The sequence below is a fragment of the Pseudomonas nitroreducens genome (assembly GCF_010994165.1).
GTDB lineage: Bacteria > Pseudomonadota > Gammaproteobacteria > Pseudomonadales > Pseudomonadaceae > Pseudomonas > Pseudomonas nitroreducens.
Window position 1 is genome coordinate 706,131 of the sequence record NZ_WMBX01000004.1, and the last position, 22,220, is coordinate 728,350.

At 66.3% G+C, this 22,220-nt stretch carries 19 protein-coding genes; 12 read left to right on the forward strand and 7 right to left on the reverse strand.

Going from position 1 to position 22,220, the window contains the following annotated elements; all coding sequences use genetic code 11:
- Positions 1-68: 68 nt before the first annotated feature.
- The gene (locus GJV37_RS20900) at positions 69-1,040 is read right to left on the reverse strand and encodes an AEC family transporter (protein WP_176707206.1); all 972 of its coding nucleotides are present in this window, start codon (positions 1,038-1,040) and stop codon (positions 69-71) included.
- A gap of 85 nt (positions 1,041-1,125) precedes the next feature.
- Entirely contained in the window at positions 1,126-3,531 is a 2,406-nt protein-coding gene (locus GJV37_RS20905) for a carbohydrate-binding family V/XII (protein WP_193452915.1), read from the reverse strand.
- A 318-nt stretch (positions 3,532-3,849) separates the two neighbouring features.
- Here GJV37_RS20905 and GJV37_RS20910 point away from each other — a divergent pair, with 318 nt between their 5' ends.
- From GJV37_RS20910 to GJV37_RS20925, 4 genes are all read left to right on the forward strand, one after another.
- Positions 3,850-4,824, forward strand: a complete 975-nt coding sequence (locus GJV37_RS20910; RefSeq protein WP_024764977.1) for an ABC transporter substrate-binding protein — start codon at positions 3,850-3,852, stop codon at positions 4,822-4,824.
- A 57-nt stretch (positions 4,825-4,881) separates the two neighbouring features.
- Complete coding sequence (locus GJV37_RS20915; protein WP_024764976.1) at positions 4,882-5,688, forward strand: ABC transporter permease; 807 nt, start codon at positions 4,882-4,884, stop codon at positions 5,686-5,688.
- Positions 5,676-6,509 (forward strand): ABC transporter ATP-binding protein, encoded by an 834-nt coding sequence (locus GJV37_RS20920; RefSeq protein WP_024764975.1) that lies wholly within the window; start codon positions 5,676-5,678, stop codon positions 6,507-6,509. The genes GJV37_RS20915 and GJV37_RS20920 overlap by 13 nt, the downstream gene beginning before the upstream one ends.
- A gap of 138 nt (positions 6,510-6,647) precedes the next feature.
- On the forward strand, positions 6,648-8,270 hold the full coding sequence (locus tag GJV37_RS20925; RefSeq protein ID WP_169889364.1) for a GMC family oxidoreductase: 1,623 nt from the start codon (positions 6,648-6,650) through the stop codon (positions 8,268-8,270).
- A 109-nt stretch (positions 8,271-8,379) separates the two neighbouring features.
- On the opposite strand, the gene GJV37_RS20930 is transcribed toward GJV37_RS20925, so the two are convergent.
- Positions 8,380-8,850 carry a nuclear transport factor 2 family protein gene (locus GJV37_RS20930; protein ID WP_084359822.1) on the reverse strand — a complete coding sequence of 157 codons (471 nt, stop codon included), beginning with the start codon at positions 8,848-8,850 and terminating at the stop codon, positions 8,380-8,382.
- Between the two features lie 201 nt (positions 8,851-9,051).
- Entirely contained in the window at positions 9,052-10,026 is a 975-nt protein-coding gene (locus GJV37_RS20935; RefSeq protein ID WP_037010367.1) for a GlxA family transcriptional regulator, read from the reverse strand.
- Between the two features lie 223 nt (positions 10,027-10,249).
- Between GJV37_RS20935 and choX the strand changes: the two genes are divergently transcribed.
- The 6 genes from choX to GJV37_RS20965 all read left to right on the forward strand — a co-directional run bounded on the left by choX (position 10,250) and on the right by GJV37_RS20965 (position 15,245).
- On the forward strand, positions 10,250-11,188 hold the full coding sequence (gene choX / locus GJV37_RS20940; protein WP_193452916.1) for a choline ABC transporter substrate-binding protein: 939 nt from the start codon (positions 10,250-10,252) through the stop codon (positions 11,186-11,188).
- Positions 11,189-11,261: 73 nt separating this feature from the next.
- The gene (gene cdhC / locus GJV37_RS20945) at positions 11,262-12,146 is read left to right on the forward strand and encodes a 3-dehydrocarnitine:acetyl-CoA trimethylamine transferase CdhC (protein WP_084359823.1); all 885 of its coding nucleotides are present in this window, start codon (positions 11,262-11,264) and stop codon (positions 12,144-12,146) included.
- Between the two features lie 127 nt (positions 12,147-12,273).
- Positions 12,274-13,239, forward strand: coding sequence for an L-carnitine dehydrogenase (locus GJV37_RS20950; protein WP_170858193.1), 966 nt, complete (start codon positions 12,274-12,276; stop codon positions 13,237-13,239).
- 81 nt (positions 13,240-13,320) lie between these two features.
- The gene (locus GJV37_RS20955; protein ID WP_169889362.1) at positions 13,321-13,794 is read left to right on the forward strand and encodes a thioesterase family protein; all 474 of its coding nucleotides are present in this window, start codon (positions 13,321-13,323) and stop codon (positions 13,792-13,794) included.
- A gap of 7 nt (positions 13,795-13,801) precedes the next feature.
- The gene (locus GJV37_RS20960) at positions 13,802-14,731 is read left to right on the forward strand and encodes an alpha/beta hydrolase (protein WP_065083772.1); all 930 of its coding nucleotides are present in this window, start codon (positions 13,802-13,804) and stop codon (positions 14,729-14,731) included.
- Between the two features lie 262 nt (positions 14,732-14,993).
- On the forward strand, positions 14,994-15,245 hold the full coding sequence (locus GJV37_RS20965) for a hypothetical protein (RefSeq protein WP_024766693.1): 252 nt from the start codon (positions 14,994-14,996) through the stop codon (positions 15,243-15,245).
- A 24-nt stretch (positions 15,246-15,269) separates the two neighbouring features.
- On the opposite strand, the gene GJV37_RS20970 is transcribed toward GJV37_RS20965, so the two are convergent.
- The 3 genes from GJV37_RS20970 to GJV37_RS20980 all read right to left on the reverse strand — a co-directional run bounded on the left by GJV37_RS20970 (position 15,270) and on the right by GJV37_RS20980 (position 19,755).
- The gene (locus GJV37_RS20970; protein ID WP_170858194.1) at positions 15,270-16,727 is read right to left on the reverse strand and encodes a hypothetical protein; all 1,458 of its coding nucleotides are present in this window, start codon (positions 16,725-16,727) and stop codon (positions 15,270-15,272) included.
- Positions 16,728-16,888: 161 nt separating this feature from the next.
- Positions 16,889-17,995 (reverse strand): choline metabolism transcriptional regulator GbdR, encoded by a 1,107-nt coding sequence (gene gbdR / locus GJV37_RS20975; RefSeq protein ID WP_024766695.1) that lies wholly within the window; start codon positions 17,993-17,995, stop codon positions 16,889-16,891.
- A 383-nt stretch (positions 17,996-18,378) separates the two neighbouring features.
- Complete coding sequence (locus GJV37_RS20980) at positions 18,379-19,755, reverse strand: L-serine ammonia-lyase (RefSeq protein WP_193452917.1); 1,377 nt, start codon at positions 19,753-19,755, stop codon at positions 18,379-18,381.
- 335 nt (positions 19,756-20,090) lie between these two features.
- Here GJV37_RS20980 and GJV37_RS20985 point away from each other — a divergent pair, with 335 nt between their 5' ends.
- Both GJV37_RS20985 and GJV37_RS20990 read left to right on the forward strand, forming a co-directional pair.
- Complete coding sequence (locus tag GJV37_RS20985; RefSeq protein ID WP_024766697.1) at positions 20,091-21,029, forward strand: choline ABC transporter substrate-binding protein; 939 nt, start codon at positions 20,091-20,093, stop codon at positions 21,027-21,029.
- A 237-nt stretch (positions 21,030-21,266) separates the two neighbouring features.
- Positions 21,267-22,205 (forward strand): choline ABC transporter substrate-binding protein, encoded by a 939-nt coding sequence (locus tag GJV37_RS20990; RefSeq protein ID WP_037010356.1) that lies wholly within the window; start codon positions 21,267-21,269, stop codon positions 22,203-22,205.
- Positions 22,206-22,220 lie beyond the last annotated feature (15 nt).

The window sequence follows — 22,220 nt, forward strand, 5'->3', positions numbered from 1 at the left end:
TTTCGCGGAATATTTCCACAGATCGGTGGGGATTTGCGCAGGTTCAATCCAGATGCAGTGGACAAATTTCAGGAGCCCAGCGCCTGGATCGCACCCATCACCAGCAGCAGGCTGGCGCCGGCCAGCAGTGTCTGCAGGGTGATGATCCCCGCCATCAGTCCGCTTTCGCCGCCCAGCTGGCGGGTCAGTACATAGGCGGTCGGGGCTGTGGGGAGCGCGAAGAACATCACCAGCAGTGCGCTCTCCAGCGGCGGCAGTGCCAGCAGGCGAGCGATGGCGAAGGCCAGCAAAGGCATGGCCAGCAGGCGGATTGCGCAGTTCCAGCCCAGTGCCGAGACCTCCGCGCGCAGCTCCTGCGGCTGCAGTGCTGCACCCACGCAGAGCAGGCCCAGCGGCAGGCTCGCTACGGCCAGCAGGTTGAACAGCCGGTCCGTACCGCCGGGCAGGCCGATGCCGCTCACATTCAGCAACGCGCCCGCCACGCAGGCGAGGATCAGCGGGTTCCTGACAATCGGCAGCAGTAGCGAACGCGGGCTGATGCCGCGTTCGGCAGTCAGCGCCCAGACCGACATCACGTTCACTGTCGGCACCATCAGCGCCAGCATCAGCGCGGCCAGGGTCAGGCCCGGTTTGCCATAGAGGCTGCCCACGGCCGCCAGCCCCAGGTAGGTGTTGAAGCGCAGCACGCCCTGGGCGATGGCGCCGAAGCGCGCGGCATTCCAGCCACGCAGGCGTTTGGCGATGAGCAGGGCAATCCAGGCGATACCCAGCCCGAGCACCACTGCCAGCGCCTGGCGGGCGAGGCCGGGGTCGTTCAGCGGCGCGCTGGCCAGGCTGCTGGCCAGTAGCGCAGGAAACAGGATGAAGTAGTTGAGCCGCTCGGCTGCCGGCCAGAAGGCCTCGCCGGGGAAACCTTTGCGGCGCAGCACGAAGCCGCCGACGATCAACGCGAACAATGGCCACAGGGCCTGGAACAGAGCGGTCACGGCAACCCCAAGAGGGTGGTGGGAGCGGGCATCTTGCCGAGGGTGAGGGGGCAAGGGCAAGGTGTGTGGATAAGTGCCGATCCTTGCCTGACGTGGTTTTCCACAGGCTCAGGCGGTGTGGAAAACCTTGTCCACACCCTCAGCGGCGGAAACCGCCGCCGCCAATGTGGCCGCCGCCGAAATGCCCTCCACCGCCCCACTGCCGCTGCGTCTGATTGAAGCGCTGCTGGCCGACCTGCCGCGACTGGTACTGCTGCTCCAGTTGCCCACGCATGTTGGCCTGGTTCGGCTGGACGGGCTGCCAGCCATTGCTGGTGTGTTGCTGCCAGCCGTTGTCGGTGTGCTGGTAGACGTTGCCATCGTGCCCGGCGTAGACGTCGCCATTCTTCCAGGCCACGGCGTTGCCGGTGCGGCGGTTGTAGGTCACGCCGCGGTTGTCGTGGTCGTAGCTGCCGCGGCCGTCATCCACATCGCCGGATACCCCGCGCTCGGCGATGGTGGTGCGACCGGTCTGGGCGTTGTGCTTCACGCCCTGCTGGCCGGCCTTGAAGTCGCCGCTATCGGCATCGTAGGCCACGCCACTGCGCCCTGCGGCGGAGATACCGGTGGAAGCATTGGAATAGGCACCGCGCCGGCCGGCCACTCCCTGGTCGGTATAGGGGTTGAACGCCGCGCCCTGGCTACCGGCGAAACGGGTGCCGGTGCGCGGGTTGTAGCCGGCCGCCGAGCTGCCCTGCCACTGGGTGCCGGTCCAGGCGTTGTAGCCATCGGCGTGGGTGACGGTGCCCTGGCCCCAGCGCCCGTAGAAGTTGGCCTGGTTGATGTTGGTATAACTCCAGCCGCCCTGTGGATAAGGTCCCCAGTACGGGCCCCAGTATGGCTCCGGCGTGCCCCACCAGGCTCCGGCGGCGTAGCCGAAGGCGAAGCCGGTCAGCGCGCCGACGGCAAAGCCCGCCCCGTAGCCATAGGTCGGTGGATAACCGTAGTACACCGTGCTGCTGACATAGGCGGGATAGGCGTAGCCCGTGCCGTACACCACCGTGCCGTCGCTGTTGACCACCACGCCCAGGTATCCCGGCGTGTAGCCGACAACCACGGTCTGCGGGGTCACCGAGTAGATGTGCACATACGTCACGTAGTACACCGGCGAACTGGGCGGGATGCCGTAGATCGCCGCGGGCACTTCGGTGGCCACTTGCCACGGCCCGCTCGGGCTGGGCGCGGTGAACCAGACGCCGTTGCTCACGGCGAAGAACTGGTTGGCCGTCACTTCGATCACTGGCGTCGGCGTGTTCACCGCGTAGTTCAGGCTGGTGCCGGTGATCGACTGGAAATTCGGCGCGCCGTCATAGGTCACCTTCAGCGTGGCCTTGCTGCGCGAGACGCTGGCAGTCTGCGGAATGCTCGCGGCGATGGCGGCTTCCTTGGCCTGGGGCGTACCGGGAACCGACACGAGGACGTTGGCTTTCGGGTCCTTGGCGGAGATCTTCGCGAAGTCGGCGGGCAGGTCCTTGCCGGGCACATAGGTCCACGGGCCTTTCTCACCCGGGCCGCTGAACCAGCGGCCGGATACCAGCACGTACCAGGTGTTGTGGGTCGGATCGACGAACACCGCGTGATCGGCATTGTTCAGGCTCAGCAGGCTGACGCCGTCCACCGGCGCCATCTGCGCGGTGCCGTCGCTGACGATCAGTTCGGTGGGCTGCGTGGCCACCCGCACGGCCGGCGCCTTGCCCGGCTTCTTGCCGTTCTTGGGCAGCAGAGCGTCCACCGGGCCGGCCTTCTCCGCCGCCTGCTGGGCGCTGAGCAGCACCTTGGGCGGTTGGCTGAGCACCAGCCAGGTGCCGTCCAGCGCCTGCGCCGTGTACCAGTTACCGGCGGCGTTCAGGTAGTTGTTGCCCTGGGCGTCGCGCAGGAGCAGCACGCGGCTGTTGATAACCCGCTCGAAGTCGCTGCCCGTCAGGGCTTGCCACTTCGGCTGGCCGTCGATGATCACCAGCACGGTCGGGGTGCTGGCGAAAATGATCTGCGGCGCGTCGTTCTTCACTTCCACGTGGCGCAGCTTGTCCAGTTGCTGGTTCACCGCGTAGCTGGCCTGCAACTGGTCGAGGGAGACTGTCAGGCCTTCTTTGGGCAGCCGCGCCACCAGGGCATCGCGCACCTTGTCGGCGCTGTCTGGTGCGGTGGGGACTTCGACCTTTTCGATGCGCAGGTCGGTGAGTTGCACCAGGCCGCTGGCCTTGTCGATGGCGGCGGCGGCGGAGAACTGCGCCACCCCATAGGTGGGCGCGGCATTGGCGGCGCCGATGGCGATGGCCGCCCGGCCGCCCATGCGGGTGCCGTCCCAGTCTTCGATCTGCGGCTGGAAGATCTGCACATGTTGGTCGCCCAGGGCGAAATCCCGGGGCCATTTCAGTTCTTCGGCCATTGCCGGCGAAGCGGGCGCACTGGCCTGTGGTTGGCCCTGGGCGGCAACGGCAGCAGCGGGATGCAACGACAGCCCGGCGACGAGCGCCAGGGCCGAGAGAATGGGGCGGGGGGCCATGCTGGAAACCTTCCTTGAGGAGAGCTGCGTTCAACCATAGTGCAGCGCGGAACAACCCGCGCGCGGCCGAGCTCTCCCCTGCGCCATGCTGGTGCAATTTCGCCGGCAAGGCAGCTTTTTCTTATGGCGCAACGACATATTTAATAATTTTCCGAGCCTCCCGCTTCGGCCACCATCGGCCTGTCAGACATGTCGCGAGACAAAGCCTTCAGACGCTGGGCCATAGAGCCCGATGCCGCCCATGTCCCGGTTCTACCGGCCTCCTGGCCACTGCCGCAGTAAATTAACAACAAAGCCAAACGGCTGTGGGAGTGCTTCATGATCAAGTCCTTGCTCGTGCGTTCCATCGCGTGTTCCGCCCTGGCTCTCGCCGCCGCTTCTGGCGCGCAGGCCGGTACCCTGTCCATCGGCCATACCACCTGGGTCGGCTACGGCACCCTCTATCTCGCCCGCGACCTGGGCTACTTCAAGGAGCAGGGCCTCGACTTGCAGCTGACCACCATCGAGGAAGCCTCGATGTACATGGCGGCCCAGGCCTCCGGCCAGCTCTCCGGCTCCGCTTCCACCATCGACGAAATCCTCAAGTACCGGCCGAAGTTCTGCTTCAAGGCCGTGGCTGCGCTGGACGACAGCCATGGCGGCGACGGCGTGCTGGTGGGCAAGGACGTCACCTCCCTGGCCCAGCTGAAGGGCCAGGAAGTGGCGGTCAACGAAGGCTCTGTCTCGCAGTTCTGGTTGGCCTACCTGCTCAAGCACGCCGGCATGAGCATGAGCGACATCAAGGTGCAGAACATGACCGCCGATGACGCGGCCAGCGCCTTCATCGCCGGCCGCGTACCCGCCGCCGTGACCTGGGAACCGCACCTCTCGCTGGTACGCGAGAAGCAGCAGGGCAAGGTGCTGGTAGACAGCTCCACCACCCCCGGCGTGATCGTCGACGTGGTCGCCCTCAACTGCGACGTGATCGAGAAGCAGCCCGAGGACGTCAAGGCCCTGGTGAAAGGCCTGTACAAGGCCGTGCAATACACCAAGGAGCACCCGGACGAGGCCTACGCCATCATGGCCAAGGGCGTCGGCGGTTACCTCTCCGATCCCAAGGCCCTGGCCGATGCCGCCAAGGGCGTGCGCTTCTACGACAAGGCCATGAGCGAGCAACTCATTGGCACTCCCGGCAAGCCCGGCGACATCAAGGGCTTGATCCGCCTCGCCAACGAAACCTGGAGCGGCCTGCAGGGCAAGCGCCTGGAAGTCAGCTACGACGACCTGGTCGACCCGCGCTTCGTCTCCGAGTAACCGTCTCACTCTTGTCCCCGCGGGCGGCGCCGTGCCGCTCGCCTGGAGGAATCCGCGATGCCTCGTCGTTCGCAATCCTGGCTCAGCCGTTGCCTGACGCCCAAGGTCGACCTGCCGCTGAAGCTGGTCTGGTCCGCCGGCACCCTGTGCTGGCTGCTCGTGTTCGGTCTGTGGGCCGGGCTCTCCTATGGCGGCGTGGTGCCGGCGATGTTCCTGCCCACCCCGGACGCGGTGCTCGCGGCCGGCGTGCGCCTGGCCAGTGACGGCACCCTCGCCACCCACGTGATGGCCAGCGTCAAGGTGGTGATGATCGGCTTCATCATCTCCTCGCTGGTGGCGGTGCCGCTGGGCCTGTTGATGGGCAGCTTCCGCATCGTCCAGGCCTTCCTCGAACCGCTGGTGAACTTCATTCGCTACCTGCCGGTGACCTCCTTCGTGCCGCTGTTCATCCTGTGGATCGGCATCGGCCTGGAACAGCGCGTCACCGTGATCATCTTCGGCGTGTTCTTCCAGCAACTGGTGATGATCGCGGACGTCTCCCGCGGCGTCGCCAAGGACCTGGTCAATGCGTCCTACACCCTGGGCTGCAACCGTCGCGACGTGGTCCTTCACGTGCTCGGCCCGGCGTCGCTGCCGGGCGTGCTCGACACCCTGCGCGTGACCATGGGCTGGGCCTGGACCTACCTGGTCGTGGCCGAACTGGTCGCCGCCTCCAGCGGCCTGGGCTACATCAGCCTCAAGGCCATGCGCGGCTTCCAGGTCGACGTGATCTTCCTGGCCATCGCCATCATTGGCCTGCTGGGCCTGATTACCGACCAACTCTTCCGATTCATCCGACTGAAGGTGGCGTCATGGGCGCAGTAGCGATCAAGCAGGAAGAAGCGGCCGTGACCGGTCAGGAACAAGCCAGGCCGCCGCGCCTGCGGGTGGAGAACGTCAGCCTGCGCTACCGCACGCCCGAGGGCGGCACCTTCAGCGCGCTGGAGAGCGTCTCCTTCGAAGTGCCGGACCAGCAGTTCGCGGTCATCGTCGGCCCGTCCGGCTGCGGCAAGTCGAGCCTGCTCTACCTCACTGCCGGCCTGGCCGAGCCCACCGAAGGCGACATCTACGTCGGCGGCCAACTGGTCGACGGCCCGGGCGCCGACCGCGGCATGGTGTTCCAGAGCTACACCCTGTTCCCCTGGCTGACCGTGCGCCAGAACGTCGAGTTCGGCCTCAAGCGTCGCGGCATGCCGGCGGCCGAGCGCCGCGAGATCGTCGACTACTACCTCGACGAAGTCGGCCTGCGCCGCTTCGAGAACAACTATCCCAAGCAGCTCTCCGGCGGAATGATGCAGCGCGTGGCGATCGCCCGCGCGCTGGCCAACGACCCGCAGATCCTGCTGATGGACGAGCCCTTCGGCGCTCTCGACAGCCAGACCCGCATGCAGATGCAGCAACTGCTGCTGCGCGTGTGGGACCACAGCAAGAAGACCGTGGTGTTCGTCACTCACGACATCGACGAGGCCATCCTGCTGGGCGATCGCGTCTACGTCATGGGCGCACGCCCCGGCCGCATCAAGCGCATCCTCGACGTGCCCATCGAGCGCCCGCGCTCGCTGGACATGGTCATGGACCGCCAGTTCATCGAGATGAAGCGCGAGATCCTCGGGCTGCTGCACGACGACCTGGAAGAAGCGCACTGACCTGCCGTCGGCCGGCGCCTTCTGCAGGGCGCCGGCCGATACGGTGATTCGCTGCAGCACCGTTCGGCCCCCTCTGCCTCGGGAGAGGGTTGGGGTGAGGGGTTCTGCCATTCACGCAAGGACCAAAGGAAAACCCCCATGTCCAACGATTCCACCTACGACTACCTCATCGTCGGCGCCGGCTCCGCCGGCTGTGTCCTGGCCAACCGACTGAGCGCCGACCCGTCGGTGCGCGTCTGCCTGCTGGAAGCCGGCGGCAGCGATGCCAGCCCGCGCGTGCAGACCCCTGCCGGCACCATCACGCTGTACAAGAGCAAGATCTTCAGCTGGAACTTCTACTCCGCACCGCAGCAGCGGCTGAACAACCGCTCGCTGCACTGCCCGCGTGGCAAGGCCCTGGGCGGCTCCAGCTCGATGAACAGCATGATCTACATCCGTGGCCACGCCTCCGACTACGACCGCTGGGAGCAGGACGGCTGCCCCGGCTGGGGCTGGAAGGATGTGCTGCCGTTCTTCAAGAAATCCGAGCGCAACCTGCTGGGCCAGGACCCGGCGCTGCACGGCACCCTCGGCGAGTTGGTGGTGGACAAGCCGCGTGATCCGAACCCCTTGTCGAACCTGTTCATCAAGGCTGCCGAACACCTCGGCCTGCGCCGCAACGATGACTTCAACGGCCGCGAGTTCGAGGGCGTGGGCATCTACAACGTGACCCAGAAGGACGCCAAGCGACTGAGCAGCTACCGCGCCTTCGTCGCGCCGCTGCAGCGCCCGAACCTCACCGTGCTGAGCGGCCGCCAGGTGGGCCGTCTGCTGCTGGAAGGCGAGCGCGTCACCGGCATCGAACTGCGCAGCGGCGAACGCCTGCTGGCGCGCCGCGAAGTGATTCTGTCGGCCGGCTCCCTCGGTTCGCCGCAGATACTGCTGGCTTCCGGCATCGGTCCGGGCGAGGAATTGAAAGCCGCCGGCATCGCGGTCACGCACGACCTGCCGGGCGTGGGCAAGAACCTCCAGGACCACCTCGACGGCCTGGTCACCGTGCGCTCGCCCAGCCCGCTTAGCCTGGGCTTCTCCCTGGGTTCGCTGCCGCAAATCCTGTTGTCGCCGTTCAAGTACCTGCTGGCGAAAAAGGGCTGGCTGACCACCAACTACGTCGAAGCCGGCGGCTTTGCCCGCACACCGCTGGCGGATGGCCTGGCCGACGTGCAGTTCCACTTCGTCCCCGGTTACCGCAGCCACCGTGGCCGCCTGTTCGAGTGGGGCCATGGCTACGCCGTGCACACCTGCGTATTGCGCCCGAAGAGCATCGGCGAGCTGCGCGTGAAGCCCGGCGGCGACATCGAGATCGACTACAACTTCCTCGCCAACGAGGAAGACGGCCGCGTGCTGGTGGAAGGCGTGAAGCTGGCGCGCAAGATCCTCGCCCAGCCGGAGTTCGACAACATCCGCGGCGCCGAAATGCTGCCCGGCCCGCAGGTGCAGACCGACGAGCAACTGCTGGAGCACCTGCGCGAATACGCCGCTACCGTGTTCCACCCGGTGGGCACCTGCAAGATGGGCGAAGACGCGATGGCTGTGGTCGACCTGCGCCTGCGCGTGCATGGCTTGAAGGGCCTGCGCGTGGTGGACGCGTCGATCATGCCGACGCTGATCAGCGGCAACACCAACGCGCCGTGCATCATGCTCGGCGAGCGGGCGGCGGCGATGATCCTGGAGGACAGCCGCATCTCCTCCACCGTTCCCGCCCGCGCTGTCCCGGCATAACAGCTTTTGTAAAGGCGAGCTTGCTCGCGAACCGGCCTCGTTGCAGAGGTCGTTCGCGGGCAGGACCGCTCGTAAAACAGCCAACCGGCTGTGGATTGTGGATAACCCGCTACAGTCCCAGCCCGCTCAGCGACGGATGCTCATCCGGCCGGCGCCCCTGCGGCCAGCGGAACAGGCGCTCGTCCTCGCTGATTGGCAGGTCGTTGATACAGGCGTGGCGCTCGTACATCAGGCCGTTCTCGTCGAACGCCCAGTTCTCGTTGCCGTAGGAGCGGAACCAGTTGCCCGAGTCGTCGTGCCATTCGTAGGCGAAGCGCACGGCGATGCGGTTGTCGGTGAAGGCCCAGAGCTCCTTGATCAGCCGGTACTCCTGCTCGCGCACCCACTTGGCGGTGAGGAATTGCACGATCTGCTCGCGCCCCTGGACGAAGGTCGCACGGTTGCGCCAGCGGCTCTCCGGTGAATAGGCCAGTGATACACGGTGCGGGTCGCGGCTGTTCCAGCCATCCTCGGCGAGGCGGACTTTCTGGATCGCGGTTTCGCGGGTGAACGGCGGCAGAGGGGGGCGGGCTTCGTTCATGGTGGTCTCCAAAGGCAGTGGGGGGAAGCTGGTCTCCATACTCCGCTCGGCCCGTGAACGGGTAAATGACGGCGACCACACAGATATTGCCAACCTGCTATTCGTGGGACCGAGGGGCGCCTAGCCCTTGCTCGCGAGCCCGCGAAGCTCCGACACTGCCGATTGACACCGTTCGCGAGCCCGCTCGCTCCTGCAGGAGACTCATGCCTGCGGGATGACTGCCTTGGCGACGACCTTGCGCAACCCGACCCGATCCTGGCTCGGGCACACCCCGAACTTCGCCCGGTAGCTGCGCGACAGGTACGAGGGCGTCTCGAAGCCGCAGGCCACGCCGATCTCCAGCACGCTCATGTCCGTCTGGCGCAGCAGCTGGCGGGCCTTGTCCAGGCGCAGGCCGAGGTAGAAGTTCGACGGCGTGTCGTTCAGGTGCAAGCGGAACAGGCGCTCCAGCTGGCGCCGTGTCACCTGGATGCGCTCGGCCAGCTCCAGCGTGGTCAGCGGCGGTTCGGTGTGGCGCTCCATCTCGCCGATCACCTGCACCAGCTTGCGGTTGCTCACGCCATAGCGGCTGGCGATCTGCAAGCGCTGGTGGTCCTGCCGGTTGCGAATACGCCCGACCACGAACTGTTCCGATACCTGCACCGCCAGCTCCGGCCCGTGGGCCTGGGCGATCAGGTCGAGCATCAGGTCGATGGACGCGGTGCCACCGGCGGAGGTGATGCGCGGGCCGTCGATCTCGAACAGCTCCTGGGTCGCCTGCACCTGTGGATAAGTCTCCCGGAAGGCCTCCAGCGCTTCCCAGTGCACCGTGCAGCGCTGGCGCTGCAGCAAGCCAGCCTCGGCCAGCACGAAGCTGCCGGTGTCGATGCCGCCCAGTGTCACACCATCACGGTCCAGCCGTTTCAGCCAGTGCAGCAGCGCCGGGGTGCAGGCGCGCAGCGGCTCGAAACCCGCCACCACCAGCAGCGTATCGCCTTCGTGCAATGCCTCCAGGCCGCTGTCGGCGTTCATCGACATGCCGTTGCTGGCCAGCACCGGTCCGCCATCCATGCTCATCAGGTGCCAGCGGTAGAGTTCGCCGCGAAAGCGGTTGGCCACCCGCAGCGGCTCCACGGCGGAGACGAAACCCATCACGGAAAATCCGGGCAACAGCAGGAACCAGAAGTCTTGGGACATGGCGGGTACCGTGCGATGGGAGGGCGACATAGTGGCAGCCTGCCCTTGCTTATGAACCATGCAAGTCGCCCTGGCAATCGGGGAGGTCGCTGCTGTGCAAGAGCTGGTCGCCGCAGTGCGATTCGCCGGGGCTGCGCCTGCGTAATTTGTTCTCCAGCCCCCTGAGGGCCGCATGACGTACAACAACGATAACCAACGCCGCAAAGGCCTTGAGGGAGAAGTCATGAAGCTATCGATCAGAGCGCTCGGCTGCGCCGCACTAATGGCCGCCGCCAGCACCACCTGGGCCGCCGAGCCCGCCCAGTGCCAGAACGTGCGCATGGGCACGGTGAACTGGACCGACGTCGTCGCCAGCAGCGCCGTGGCCGAAGCCGTGCTCGACGGCCTGGGCTACAAGGTCAAGCAGACCAGCGCCTCGCAGCAGATCGTCCTCGCCGGCATGGCCGACAAGCAGCTCGACGTCTTCCTCGGCTACTGGCAGCCGACCATGCAGCCGGTGGCCAAGCCCTACCTCGACAAGCAGCAGATCGACGTGATCACCCCGCCGACCTTGCCGGACGCGCAGTCCACCTACGCTGTGCCGACCTACGTCTACGATGGCGGTCTGAAGACCTTCGCCGACATCGCCAAGTTCAAGGACAAGCTGGGCAACAAGATCTACCTGATCGAGCCCGGCAGCGGCTCCAACCGCATCACCGCGAAGATGATCGCCGACGACAAGTTCGGCCTGAAGGGCTTCCAGATCGTCGAGTCCAGCGAGGCCGGCATGCTCACCGCGGTCAAGCGCGCCATCAAGCGCCAGCAGTGGGTGGTGTTCTTCGGCTGGAAACCGCACCCGATGAACTTGCAGATCGATATGAAGTACCTCACCGGCAGTGACGACGTGTTCGGCCCGAACGAAGGCTCCGCCACCGTCTCCATCATGACCGCCGGCGGCTACCAGGCGCAGTGCGGCAACGTCGCCAAGCTGCTGCACAACCTCAAGTTCAGCAGCCAGCAGGTGAGCCAGGTGATGGTGCCGATCCTCGACCGCAGCCAGCCGGTGGATGCCGGCAAGGCCTGGCTGAAGCAGAACCCCGAGCCGCTCAAGGCCTGGCTCGATGGCGTGACCACCTTCGACGGCAAGGACGGCCTCGCCGCCGTACAGGCCTCGCTCAAGTAACCACTTACCAGCAACTCCCTGCGCGTCGTCCGGCGCGCAGTGGGTTCGTTCGACCTCAAGAAGGACAGCCACCGTGAACTACGAAGTAATCGTCACCTGCGCGGTGACCGGCGCCGGCGATACCGTCGGCAAGCACCCGGCCATTCCCGTCACCCCGAAGGAAATCGCCGCCGCCGCCATCGAGGCCGCCAAGGCCGGCGCCACTGTCGCCCACTGCCACGTCCGCGACCCGCTGACTGGCAAGCCCAGCCGCGACGTGAAGCTCTACCGCGAAGTGGTCGAACGCATCCGCGAGAGTGACACCGACGTCATTATCAACCTCACCGCCGGCATGGGCGGCGACCTGCAGATCGGCCAGGGCGAACAGCCGCTCGAGTTCGGCGCCGGCACCGACCTGGTCGGCCCGCTGGAGCGCCTGAAGCACGTCGAAGAACTGCTGCCGGAAATCTGCACCCTGGACTGCGGCACCCTGAACTTCGGCGATGGCGACTTCATCTACGTCTCCACCCCGGCCCAGCTGCGTGCCGGCGCCAAGCGCATCACCGAGTTGGGCGTGAAGGCCGAACTGGAAATCTTCGACACCGGCCACCTCTGGTTCGCCAAGCAGATGCTCAAGGAAGGTCTGCTGGAGGACCCGCTGATTCAGATCTGCCTCGGCATCCCGTGGGGCGCACCGGCGGACACCACCACCATGAAGGCCATGGCCGACAACATCCCCGACGGCCTGACCTGGGCCGGCTTCGGCATCGGCCGCTCGCAGATGCCCATGGTCGCCCAGGCCATGCTGCTGGGCGGCAACGTGCGGGTCGGCCTGGAAGACAACATCTGGCTGGACCGTGGTGTGCACGCCACGAACGGCCAACTGGTCGAACGTGCCATCGAGATCATCCAGCGCCTGGGCGGCCGCGCCCTGACCCCGGCCGAGGGGCGCAGGAAGATGAATCTCAAGCCGCGCTGATCCAATCACCCTGCGTACGAACTGCTCTTCGTAGGAGCGAGCTTGCTCGCGAACCAGCCCCGCTGCGGACTTTGTTCGCGAGCAAGCTCGCTCCTACAGGTAATCCCTCATTCCTGCTGGAGCTACCATGCCCTTCATCACCGACATCAAAACCTTCGCCGCCCTCGGCAGCGGCGTCATCGGCAGTGGCTGGGTCGCCCGCGCCCTGGCCCACGGCCTCGACGTCGTCGCCTGGGACCCGGCTCCCGGCGCCGAAGCCGCTCTGCGCGCGCGCATCGCCAATGCCTGGCCGGCGCTGGAAAAGGCTGGCCTCGCCCCCGGCGCCTCGCAGGACCGCCTGCGCTTTGTCGCGACCATCGAAGAGTGCGTGCGCGACGCCGAGTTCATCCAGGAAAGCGCCCCCGAACGCCTCGACCTGAAGTGCGAGCTGCACGCCAGGATCAGCGCCGCCGCCAAGCCCAACGCCCTGATCGGCTCCAGCACTTCCGGCCTGCTGCCCAGCGAGTTCTACGCCGACGCTACACACCCCGAGCGCTGCGTGGTCGGCCATCCGTTCAATCCGGTGTACCTGCTGCCGCTGGTGGAAGTGGTGGGCGGCGAGAAGACCGCGCCCGAAGCCGTCCAGGCCGCGATCAAGGTCTACGAATCGCTCGGCATGCGGCCGCTGCACGTGAGGAAGGAAGTACCGGGCTTCATCGCCGACCGCCTGCTCGAAGCCCTCTGGCGGGAGGCGCTGCACCTGGTCAACGATGGCGTGGCCAGCACCGGCGAGATCGATGACGCCATCCGCTTCGGCGCCGGCCTGCGCTGGTCGTTCATGGGCACCTTCCTCACCTACACCCTGGCCGGCGGCAACGCCGGGATGCGTCACTTCATGGCCCAGTTCGGCCCGGCGCTGCAGTTGCCCTGGACCTACCTGCCGGCCCCGGAGCTGACCGACACGCTGATCGACCGCGTCGTGGAAGGCACCAGTGAACAGCAGGGCTCGCGGAGCATTGCCGAGCTGGAGCGCTATCGCGACGACTGCCTGCTGGCGGTACTCGGCGCCATCAAGGACACCAAGTCCAGACACGGCTTCGCCTTCGCCGACTAACCTCACGGTTCATCACCCGCTCCGAACCGCCCCTCTCCCTACTGGGAGAGGGCTGGGTGAGGGCCTCACGGACGCACAGCCATGCACGCCCTGAAAACCTGGGAAACCCCCATCCTCGCCGAATGGACCGACTACAACGGCCACCTGCGCGACGCCTTCTACCTGCTGCTGTTCAGCTACGCCACCGACGCCCTGATGGATCACCTGGGCCTCGACGCGGAGCATCGCGCCGCCACCAGCGCTTCCCTGTTCACCCTCGAAGTACACCTGAACTACCTGCACGAGGTGAAGGAGGGTGAAAAGGTCGAAGTGCGCACCCAACTGATCGCCCACGACCGCAAGCGCCTGCATGTTTTCCACAGCCTGCACCGCGCCGGCGAAGACCTCGCCCTGGCCGCCAGCGAACAGATGCTGCTGCACGTGAACCTCGAAGGCGGGGCACGTTCAGCGCCCTTCGAAGGCGTGGTGCTGGAGCGCGTGCTGGCGCTGGCCGAGGCCCATCGGCCGCTGCCGCGTCCGGACTACGTGGGCCGTGTCATCGGCCTGCCGGGTTGAGCGCTCCATGACGCGGCGCTATCCGCTGTCCGATGCCATGCAGGCGTTCGTCGTTCGCACGCAATCGATGGCCGTCGCCAGTCCCACCCTCGCCGCCCAGCGCGAAGGTTATCTACGCATGGCCGAGGCCTTCTGCCCGCCGCGCCCGGCTGGGCTTTGCATCAGCGAACTGCTGCTGGAAGGCCTGCCGGAAATCCGTCTTTACCGGCCCGCCTCGCTCGCGCCGGAAAGCGGCTGGCCCACGGTGCTCTATCTGCACGGTGGCGGCTGGACGCTGGGCAATGCCGGCAGCCACGACGTCATCTGCGCGGAACTGGCCGCCCGGCTCCAGGCCCTGGTGGTTGCCGTCAGCTACCGGCTGGCGCCGGAGCATCCCTATCCCGCCGCCCTGCACGACTGCCGGATCGTCTGGCAGCGCCTGCGCAGCGGCAGCCTGGGCGAACCGGTGGACATCGCCCGCCTGGTGGTGGCCGGCGACAGTGCCGGCGGCAATTTGAGCGCCGCGCTCTGCCTCGCCCTGCGCGACACGGGAGAGCCGCTGCCGGGGGCCCAGGCGCTGATCTACCCTGCTCTGGGCGACCAGCCGACACCCTCGCGCACGCAGTGCGCCAACGCGCCCCTGCTGACCAGCGAGGAGGTGGATAACTGTTTGAACGCCTACCTGTCGCGGCCCGCCGACCGTCGCGATCCCCTCGCGCTGCCGCTGATGGCCGAAGACCTGCGTGGTCTGCCGCCGGCCTTCATCGCTGTCGCCGAATTCGACCCGCTGCGCGATGACGGTGCTCTCTACCGTGACCGTCTGCGCGCGGCTGGCGTGGACGTGGAGTACTTCGCCGGGCCCGGCCTGGTCCACGGCTGCCTGCGCGCCCACGACGTGGCGGAAGTGGTGCAGTTGCGCGTCGCTCTGCTGGCATTCCTGCGCCGCCACTTGCGCTGAGCCAAAAAAATCCCCTGCGGCGCCCGACGCGCGGCAGGGGACAAATCGAGCCGATGCGGGCTCTCAGTGTGCGAGGCCCTGCAGCCGGTGCTGGTGCCGCCGCAGGGTGTGGAAGCCAGTCTGCGCGCCGCGCCGCTGCCCCGGTTAGTCGAAAACGACCTGCGCTTGCCCGCCGCGGACATTCCGCCGGACAGGTGCTTGCCGCGCCCCGCCGGGCTTACCAGAATCGAGGCAGACCCTGCCGCTCCCAAGGAGACCCGCGATGATGCACGCCGACCTGATCGACCAGGACGATTTCCGCGAACGCCTGCAAGCGCTGGGCTTCGCCGTGCCGCCGGATGTCACCGCGGAGCAGGCCTGCGAATACGCCGTGCGTGGTCTGACGCCGGAGCGCTCCCTGGCGCTGCGTCGCCTGGTGGAGGAAATGCTCGCCGGCAACGCCACCCTGCTGCCGGCCGTACGCGAGGCGATCTCCCGCCAGCTGCTGCCGGCGCTGGTACCCAAGGCGTTGTGATCGCCGCTGGCGCCAGCCCTGCCTTCAGGGCAGGTCGGCGGCCACTTCCAGCGGTGACAGCGGGAAGGTGTCGCCAATGGGATCGCCCAGCAGGGCCAGGTAGCGTCGGCCCTGGTCCTCCACCGTGACCTTTCGCCCGGCATCCAGCGGCAGTGTCGGGCAGAGCACGCGCAACCCATTCCCTTCAGGCAACAGCAAGCCGTGGCGCGGCGCGCTCTCCTGCAGTTTGCTGCGCAGGCTGAGGCGGCAGGGGCGCGGCTCTGAGGAAAGCCAGGCGCCGCGCAACTCGTAGCGTTCGCCGCCGAGCAGGCGGAGGCTTTCCGCCTGCGCCAGGTACCAGGAGCCGCTGGCCGACTGGCGGATGCCAAGCAGCTCGCCGACGGTGGGTGGCGGCGAGCCTTCCCAGTGGCCGCTGAAGTGCCGTTCGCTGCTACGAGGCTGCGTCAGCGGCCGGGCAGGCGGGAGGCTGGCCTTGGACACCGGGCGGTTGAATTCGATGTCGTGCGGGTGCGCGACCATCTCGTCCAGCCCGCCACGGCCGCCGCGTTGCTGGGACCAGACATCGCTCACTTCTTGCTGGCGCTCGAAGTGGCTCGCATCCAGGCGTGTGTCGTCGGCGACGCCCAGGTGCGCGAGCAGTGCCGGGAAGCCCCGGCAGACCTGCCAGGGCTCGGTGCCGGTTTCGTTCCAGCAAGCGAGCAGGTGGGCATTCAGGTCAAAGGCTGAGTCGCCCGCACTCGCGTCGGTGAAGCGCTTGAGCATGTCCAGCAGTTCGTCGAGCGCCAGGGCGAGGCCCTGCTCACGGCTGGTCGTGTCGGGTTCGCGGAAGGGCCGGTCGTACTCGCGTTCGAGCAGCCAATGGCTGCCAGGTTGCTCCGGTCGGATGTGCACGATGGAGGAGAAGACCTGGGTCGATTCGATCAATGCCGGCAGGTATTGCGCGGGAATCTCCAACGGCCGGGAGCCAACCACGAGCAGGCAGTGCAGATAGCCACCGGCGACGGTCTGGCTGCGCGGCTCGAAGGCTTCGCCGTCGTCGATGGGCAGGTGCTGGACTTCGATTCGCAGGGCGCGCCCGTACACCTGGTGCAGCAGGCTCCACAGCCCTGGCGGGGCGGGGTGGTGGTTCTGCAAGCAGTTGAAGTGGATTTCCTGCAGGCTGCGGACCATGCGTTGCATCAGCAGGGCGGCGGTCTTGCGCTCGGCGCGGCGGGTGCGCAGCAGGTGCCAGTAGCCACTGAGCAGCCGGCGGTGGAGGGCGACGATGAGTTTTTCCGCCTTGTCGGCCCTGGCCTGTTCGAGCGCGCCGGTGTGCTCGCCGAAAAGGTCGGTGAGGTGGCGGCTGACGTCGAAGATTTCCGGGCGCAGGCGTTCGAGTTGGCGCAGCAGCTGGATGCCGGTCAGGCTTGCGTGATCCTGTTCGATGGCCTTGCGATAGAGCTCCCGCGTTCGCTGGGCCAGGTATTCGAGGGCGGTTTCCATGTGTCCCGAGGTTCCGAAGAATGCTGGCGAACCCTTCGGAGACTGCGAGATTCAGCGCGATTTGCGATTCAGACGAATCTGAATGATGGGGCGTAATGCGTCACAGGAATGAAAAAAGGGAGGCCATGGGCCTCCCCTTTTCGTTTCCCGCCTCCCTGGATTCAGAGCACCCGCACGCTGGCGAAGGTGGATTCGCCCTGGGCCTGACTGAGGGCCGAGATGGCCGAGGAGTTGGGCATGAGGGCGAGATCCTGCGGGATCGGCATGACCATGACCGGCTGGCCGATCGGCTGGCCCTGGCGCTCGTCGCGCGGCGGGATGCCGAAGTACTCGCGGTAGCACTTGGAGAAGTGCGGCGTGGAGACGAAGCCACAGACCGAGGCGACTTCGATGATGGACATGGAGGTCTGCTTGAGCAACTGGCGCGCGCGGATCAGGCGCAGCTTCAGGTAGTAGCGCGACGGCGAGCAGTGCAGGTACTTCTGGAACAGGCGCTCGAGCTGGCGACGCGAGACATTGACGTAGACGGCCAGTTCGTCGAGGTCGATGGGTTCCTCGAGGTTGGCTTCCATCAGCGCGACAATTTCCTGCAGCTTGGGCTGGTTGGTGCCGAGCATGTGCTTGAGCGGCACGCGCTGGTGGTCCTGCTCGTTGCGGATGCGCTCGTAGATGAACATTTCGGAGATCGCCGCCGACAGCTCGCGGCCGTGCTCGCGGCCGATCAGGTGCAGCATCATGTCCATCGGCGCGGTGCCGCCGGAGGAGGTGAAGCGGTTGCGGTCGATGGAGAACAGGCGGGTGCTCATGGCCACGCGGGGGAAGGCTTCCTGCATGGCGGCCAGGCATTCCCAGTGCACCGAGCAGTCGTAGCCGTCGAGCAGGCCGGCGCGGGCCAGGGCCCAGCTGCCTGTGCACACGGCGCCGAGCTTGCGACCCAGGCGCGCCTGGGCCTGGAGGAAGGTGGTGTGCTCGCGGGTGACGCTGCGCTGGATGCCGACGCCACCGACCACGATCAGCGTGTCCATCTGCGGAGCGCTGTCGCAGGCTGCGTCAGGAGTGATCTGCAGGCCGTCGCTGGCCCAGACCTGGCGGCCGTCGAGGCTCAGGGTGTGCCAGCGGTAGAGTTCACGACCGGACAGCTGGTTGGCCATGCGCAGCGGCTCCACCGCCGAGGCCAGGGAGATCAGGGTGAAGTTGTCCAGCAGCAGGAAGCCGATGGACTGCGGAGCTCGGTTTTGCGGGGGAACTCCGGGGTTGAACGCGTTCATTCGATCACCTCACGCTAGTCACAGTCGCCTCGCTGGAGGCGTTTCTTATGCTTGTTGTTCTGTTCGGGAACCTGACCCGGGCGCGGCCCGGACTGCTCCTCTGTTCTCTCTACCTATTAGCAAGGCAAATGCCGTGCCTAGGTTGAATGGGCGTTCAATTAAAAAAGAAAACGGCATGGGAATGCCGCTTTTGCAGGCCCGGATTGCGACGCCTCGAAGGTCGCAAATACGCATGGATCTTGGGCTGGGGTTTTTGGTAGCACTCACCGGTCACGCGACCGGCGGTGCTGTGCCCGGAACGGTAACGCCCCTGGTGCCGTCGGGACGGGCGTACCGCTTGCGCCATCAGGGGGCGCGCCAGGCCTGGCGTGGTCGATTGCGGGTCAGCACTCGATGATGCTGACGGCCAATCCGCCGCGCGAGGTTTCCTTGTACTTGTCGTGCATGTCGGCGCCGGTGTTGCGCATGGTGCGGATCACCTGGTCGAGGCTGATGAAGTGCTGGCCGTCCCCGCGCAGGGCCATTTGCGCGGCGTTGATGGCCTTCACCGCGGCGATGGCATTGCGCTCGATGCAGGGCACCTGGACGAGGCCGCCGACCGGGTCGCAGGTCAGGCCGAGGTTGTGTTCCAGGCCTATCTCGGCGGCGTTCTCGACTTGCTCGGGGCTGGCGCCGAGCACTTCGGCGAGGCCTGCGGCGGCCATGGCGCAGGCGGAACCGACTTCGCCCTGGCAACCGACCTCGGCACCGGAGATGGAGGCGTTCTTCTTGCACAGGATGCCGACGGCCGCAGCGGCCAGGAAGTAGTTGGTGACGTCGTCGTCGCTGGCATCGGGGTTGAAGCGCATGTAGTAGTGCAGCACCGCCGGGATGATGCCGGCCGCGCCGTTGGTGGGCGCGGTGACCATGCGCCCGCCGGCGGCGTTTTCCTCGTTCACGGCGAGGGCGAAGAGGTTGACCCATTCCATGGCCGAGAGCGTCGAGCCGATGACGTTGGGTTTGCCGATTTCCTGCAGGTTGCGGTGCAGGCGTGCGGCACGCCGCTGCACGTTGAGGCCACCGGGGAGGATGCCTTCCTGGCTCAAGCCGTTGTTCACACAGTCGCGCATGGCCTGCCAGATGACCTTGAGGCCTTCGCGGATGTCGGTTTCGCTGCGCCACATGCGCTCGTTGGCCATCATCAGCTCGGACACGCGCAGGTTGTGGCGGCGGCAGAGCACGAGCAGTTCGGCGGCGCTGGCGAAGTCGTAGGGCAGCACGGTGCTGTCGGTGTCGAGGCTGCCGGAGGCGGCCTGTTCCTCGTCGACCACGAAGCCGCCACCGATGGAGTAGTAGGTGTCGCTGTGCAGCACCTGGTCGCCTTCGATGGCGGTCAGGCGCATGGCGTTGGGGTGGTAGGGCAGGTTCTCTTCGAGCAGGCGCATGTCGCGGATCCAGTCGAAGGGGATCGCGCGACTGCCGGCCAGCAGCAATTCGCCGGACTCGCGCAGCGTGGCCATGCGTGGTTCGATCTGGCGCGGGTCGATGCGGTCCGGCCATTCGCCCATCAGGCCCATGATCACCGCGCGGTCGGTGCCGTGGCCGACGCCCGTAGCGGACAGCGAGCCATACAGGCGCACTTCCACGCGCGTGGTGCGTTCGAGCAACTGCCGCTCGCGCAGGGCGCCGACGAACAGCGCGGCAGCGCGCATGGGGCCGACCGTGTGCGAGCTGGAAGGGCCGATACCGATCTTGAACAGGTCGAACACACTGATTGCCATGCCGGACTCCGAGCGAGCTGCGCATCCGTAAGTAGAGTGGGATAGGCACGTCCCTGTGCCCGCGATGCCCGGTCATGATCGACCCAAGTCCGGCACCGGCGACGTCCATCGACGACGCGGCCGTATCCAATAACGCCGCCGGTACACCTTGCCGGAGCAGGGCATGGGGCCGCCTGTTCCGGGGCCGACGAAAGCTTGCCTCTTTACGACGCGATCGCCGCGAACCACGACCGGTCGATAGGCGTGGGCGGTCGCGCTGTTCCATGATCCGCCACCGACGAACGGCCGCGTTCGCCCGTGTCCACCCCCCTTCTCCGCAGTCAGAGGCTGGCCTCATGAAGAGTCTTGTGTCGTCGCTGTTGGCGTTATCCGTGGTACTACCGGGCGCTGTGCGCGCCGCCGAACCCGAATCCTGCTCCGTGGTGCGTTTCGCCGACGTGGGCTGGACCGATATCACCGTGACCACCGCGGTGACGCGACTGGTGCTCAGCCACCAGGGTTACCGTACCCAGGTGGTGCGGCTGTCCGTGCCGGACACCTACAAGGCGATGGCGGAGAAGAAGATCGACGTGTTCCTCGGCAACTGGATGCCGAGCATGGCGAACGACATCAAGCCCTTCGCCGACAAGGGCCAGGTGGAAACCGTCGGCGCCAACCTCGAAGGCGCCAAGTACACCCTGGCGGTGCCGCGCTACGCGTACGAGGCCGGGCTGAAGACTTTTGCCGATATCGCAAAATTCAGGGAGCAGCTGGGTGGGCGCATCTACGGTATCGAGCCGGGCAACGATGGCAACCAGCTGATCCAGAAGATGATCAAGGAAAAGGCCTTCGGCCTGGGCGACTTCAAGCTGGTGGAATCCAGCGAGGCCGACATGCTGGCCTACGTCAAGCGAGCCGGGGCCTTGAAACAGCCCATCGTGTTCCTGGGCTGGGAGCCGCACCCGATGAATACCCGCATCCAAATGAACTATCTGGAGGGAGGGGATTCCTACTTCGGTCCCAACTTTGGCGGCGCAACGGTCTTCACCAACGTCAGAGCAGGCTATCTTCAGGAGTGCCCCAATGTCGCGCGGCTGCTGAAGAACCTGAAGTTCGATCTGGCGATGGAGAACCAGTTGATGGATGCGGTGCTCAACGAGCGACGCAATCCCCGCCAGGCCGCCAAGAGTTGGTTGAAAGCCAATCCGCAGGTGCTCGATGGCTGGTTGCAGGGTGTCGCTCCCGGCTCATCGGGCGCGGCGCCGGGGGGCCAGAAAACCGCCGCCATGGATTGATCCGAGCTTCTGGAAGTCGCTGGAACCGGGCCTTTCCACTGGATGCGACATGGCTGGTGCTGAATACGACTTCGCCTGCACTGGATGCGACCCACCCGGTATGCGACGAAATTTTCCTGCTCCATGATCGTTTACGAAATGACAACAAAAGGGCCCGCCCCAGGCCCCAACCATAATTCAGACCGCCGCGCCCCACCGTGGGCAGCGCCGGCGCCCACCCCGCAGAGGAGTACGCTCATGAATGGTTTCAAGTCTTTGCTGCTGGCTGTGTCCATTTGCGCGCCGCTGGCGGTTCAGGCCGCTGAACCTGACTCGTGCGGCACGGTACGTTTCTCCGACGTCGGCTGGACCGACATCACCGTGACCACCGCCACTACCCGACAGGTGCTGGAGTCCCTTGGCTACAAGACCAAGGTGACCATGCTTTCCGTCCCGGTGACCTACAAGTCGCTGGCGAACAAGGACCTGGACGTCTTCCTCGGCAACTGGATGCCGAGCATGGCCAACGACATCAAGCCCTACGCCGACAACGGGTCGGTGGAGACGGTGAAGGCCAACCTCGAGGGCGCCAAGTACACCCTGGCTGTCACCCAGGCGGCCTATGACGGCGGCCTGAAGTCCTTCGCCGACATCGCCAAGTTCGCCGACAAGCTCGACAACAAGATCTACGGCATCGAGCCGGGCAACGACGGCAACCGCCTGGTTCAGGGCATGCTCGACAAGAACCAGTTCGGCCTGGGCAAGTTCAAGCTGGTGGAGTCCAGCGAGGCCGGCATGCTTTCGCAGGTCGGACGCGCCGACCGCCGCAACCAGTGGATCGTGTTCCTGGGCTGGGAACCGCACCCGATGAACACCCGCTTCAAGATGAAGTACCTCGAAGGTGGCGATGACGTGTTCGGCCCCAACTACGGCGGCGCGACCATCTACACCAACGTGCGCAAGGGCTACGCCCAGGAGTGTCCGAATGTCGGCAAGCTGCTGACCAACCTGACCTTTACCCTGGACATGGAGAACAAACTCATGGACGCCGTCCTCAACGGGGGCAAGAAGCCCGAAGAGGCGGCCAAAGCCTGGTTGAAGGACCATCCGGAACTGCTCGACGCCTGGCTCGCCGGCGTGACCACCCGTGACGGCAAACCAGCCTTGGCGGCAGCCAAGGTGGCATTCTCGAACTAAGAGCCGAAGTAATTG

Excerpts from the sequence above, each read along its gene's own strand:
- GJV37_RS20970 (WP_170858194.1), bottom strand. The coding sequence starts at position 16,727 with ATGGAAACCGCCCTCGAATACCTGGCCCAGCGAACGCGGGAGCTCTAT.
- GJV37_RS20910 (WP_024764977.1), top strand. The coding sequence starts at position 3,850 with ATGATCAAGTCCTTGCTCGTGCGTTCCATCGCGTGTTCCGCCCTGGCT.
- GJV37_RS20925 (WP_169889364.1), top strand. The coding sequence starts at position 6,648 with ATGTCCAACGATTCCACCTACGACTACCTCATCGTCGGCGCCGGCTCC.
- GJV37_RS20950 (WP_170858193.1), top strand. The coding sequence starts at position 12,274 with ATGCCCTTCATCACCGACATCAAAACCTTCGCCGCCCTCGGCAGCGGC.
- GJV37_RS20965 (WP_024766693.1), top strand. The coding sequence starts at position 14,994 with ATGATGCACGCCGACCTGATCGACCAGGACGATTTCCGCGAACGCCTG.
- GJV37_RS20905 (WP_193452915.1), bottom strand. The coding sequence starts at position 3,531 with ATGGCCCCCCGCCCCATTCTCTCGGCCCTGGCGCTCGTCGCCGGGCTG.
- GJV37_RS20960 (WP_065083772.1), top strand. The coding sequence starts at position 13,802 with ATGACGCGGCGCTATCCGCTGTCCGATGCCATGCAGGCGTTCGTCGTT.
- GJV37_RS20930 (WP_084359822.1), bottom strand. The coding sequence starts at position 8,850 with ATGAACGAAGCCCGCCCCCCTCTGCCGCCGTTCACCCGCGAAACCGCG.
- gbdR (WP_024766695.1), bottom strand. The coding sequence starts at position 17,995 with ATGAACGCGTTCAACCCCGGAGTTCCCCCGCAAAACCGAGCTCCGCAG.
- GJV37_RS20920 (WP_024764975.1), top strand. The coding sequence starts at position 5,676 with ATGGGCGCAGTAGCGATCAAGCAGGAAGAAGCGGCCGTGACCGGTCAG.
- GJV37_RS20985 (WP_024766697.1), top strand. The coding sequence starts at position 20,091 with ATGAAGAGTCTTGTGTCGTCGCTGTTGGCGTTATCCGTGGTACTACCG.
- choX (WP_193452916.1), top strand. The coding sequence starts at position 10,250 with ATGAAGCTATCGATCAGAGCGCTCGGCTGCGCCGCACTAATGGCCGCC.
- GJV37_RS20955 (WP_169889362.1), top strand. The coding sequence starts at position 13,321 with ATGCACGCCCTGAAAACCTGGGAAACCCCCATCCTCGCCGAATGGACC.
- GJV37_RS20990 (WP_037010356.1), top strand. The coding sequence starts at position 21,267 with ATGAATGGTTTCAAGTCTTTGCTGCTGGCTGTGTCCATTTGCGCGCCG.
- GJV37_RS20980 (WP_193452917.1), bottom strand. The coding sequence starts at position 19,755 with ATGGCAATCAGTGTGTTCGACCTGTTCAAGATCGGTATCGGCCCTTCC.
- GJV37_RS20935 (WP_037010367.1), bottom strand. The coding sequence starts at position 10,026 with ATGTCCCAAGACTTCTGGTTCCTGCTGTTGCCCGGATTTTCCGTGATG.
- GJV37_RS20915 (WP_024764976.1), top strand. The coding sequence starts at position 4,882 with ATGCCTCGTCGTTCGCAATCCTGGCTCAGCCGTTGCCTGACGCCCAAG.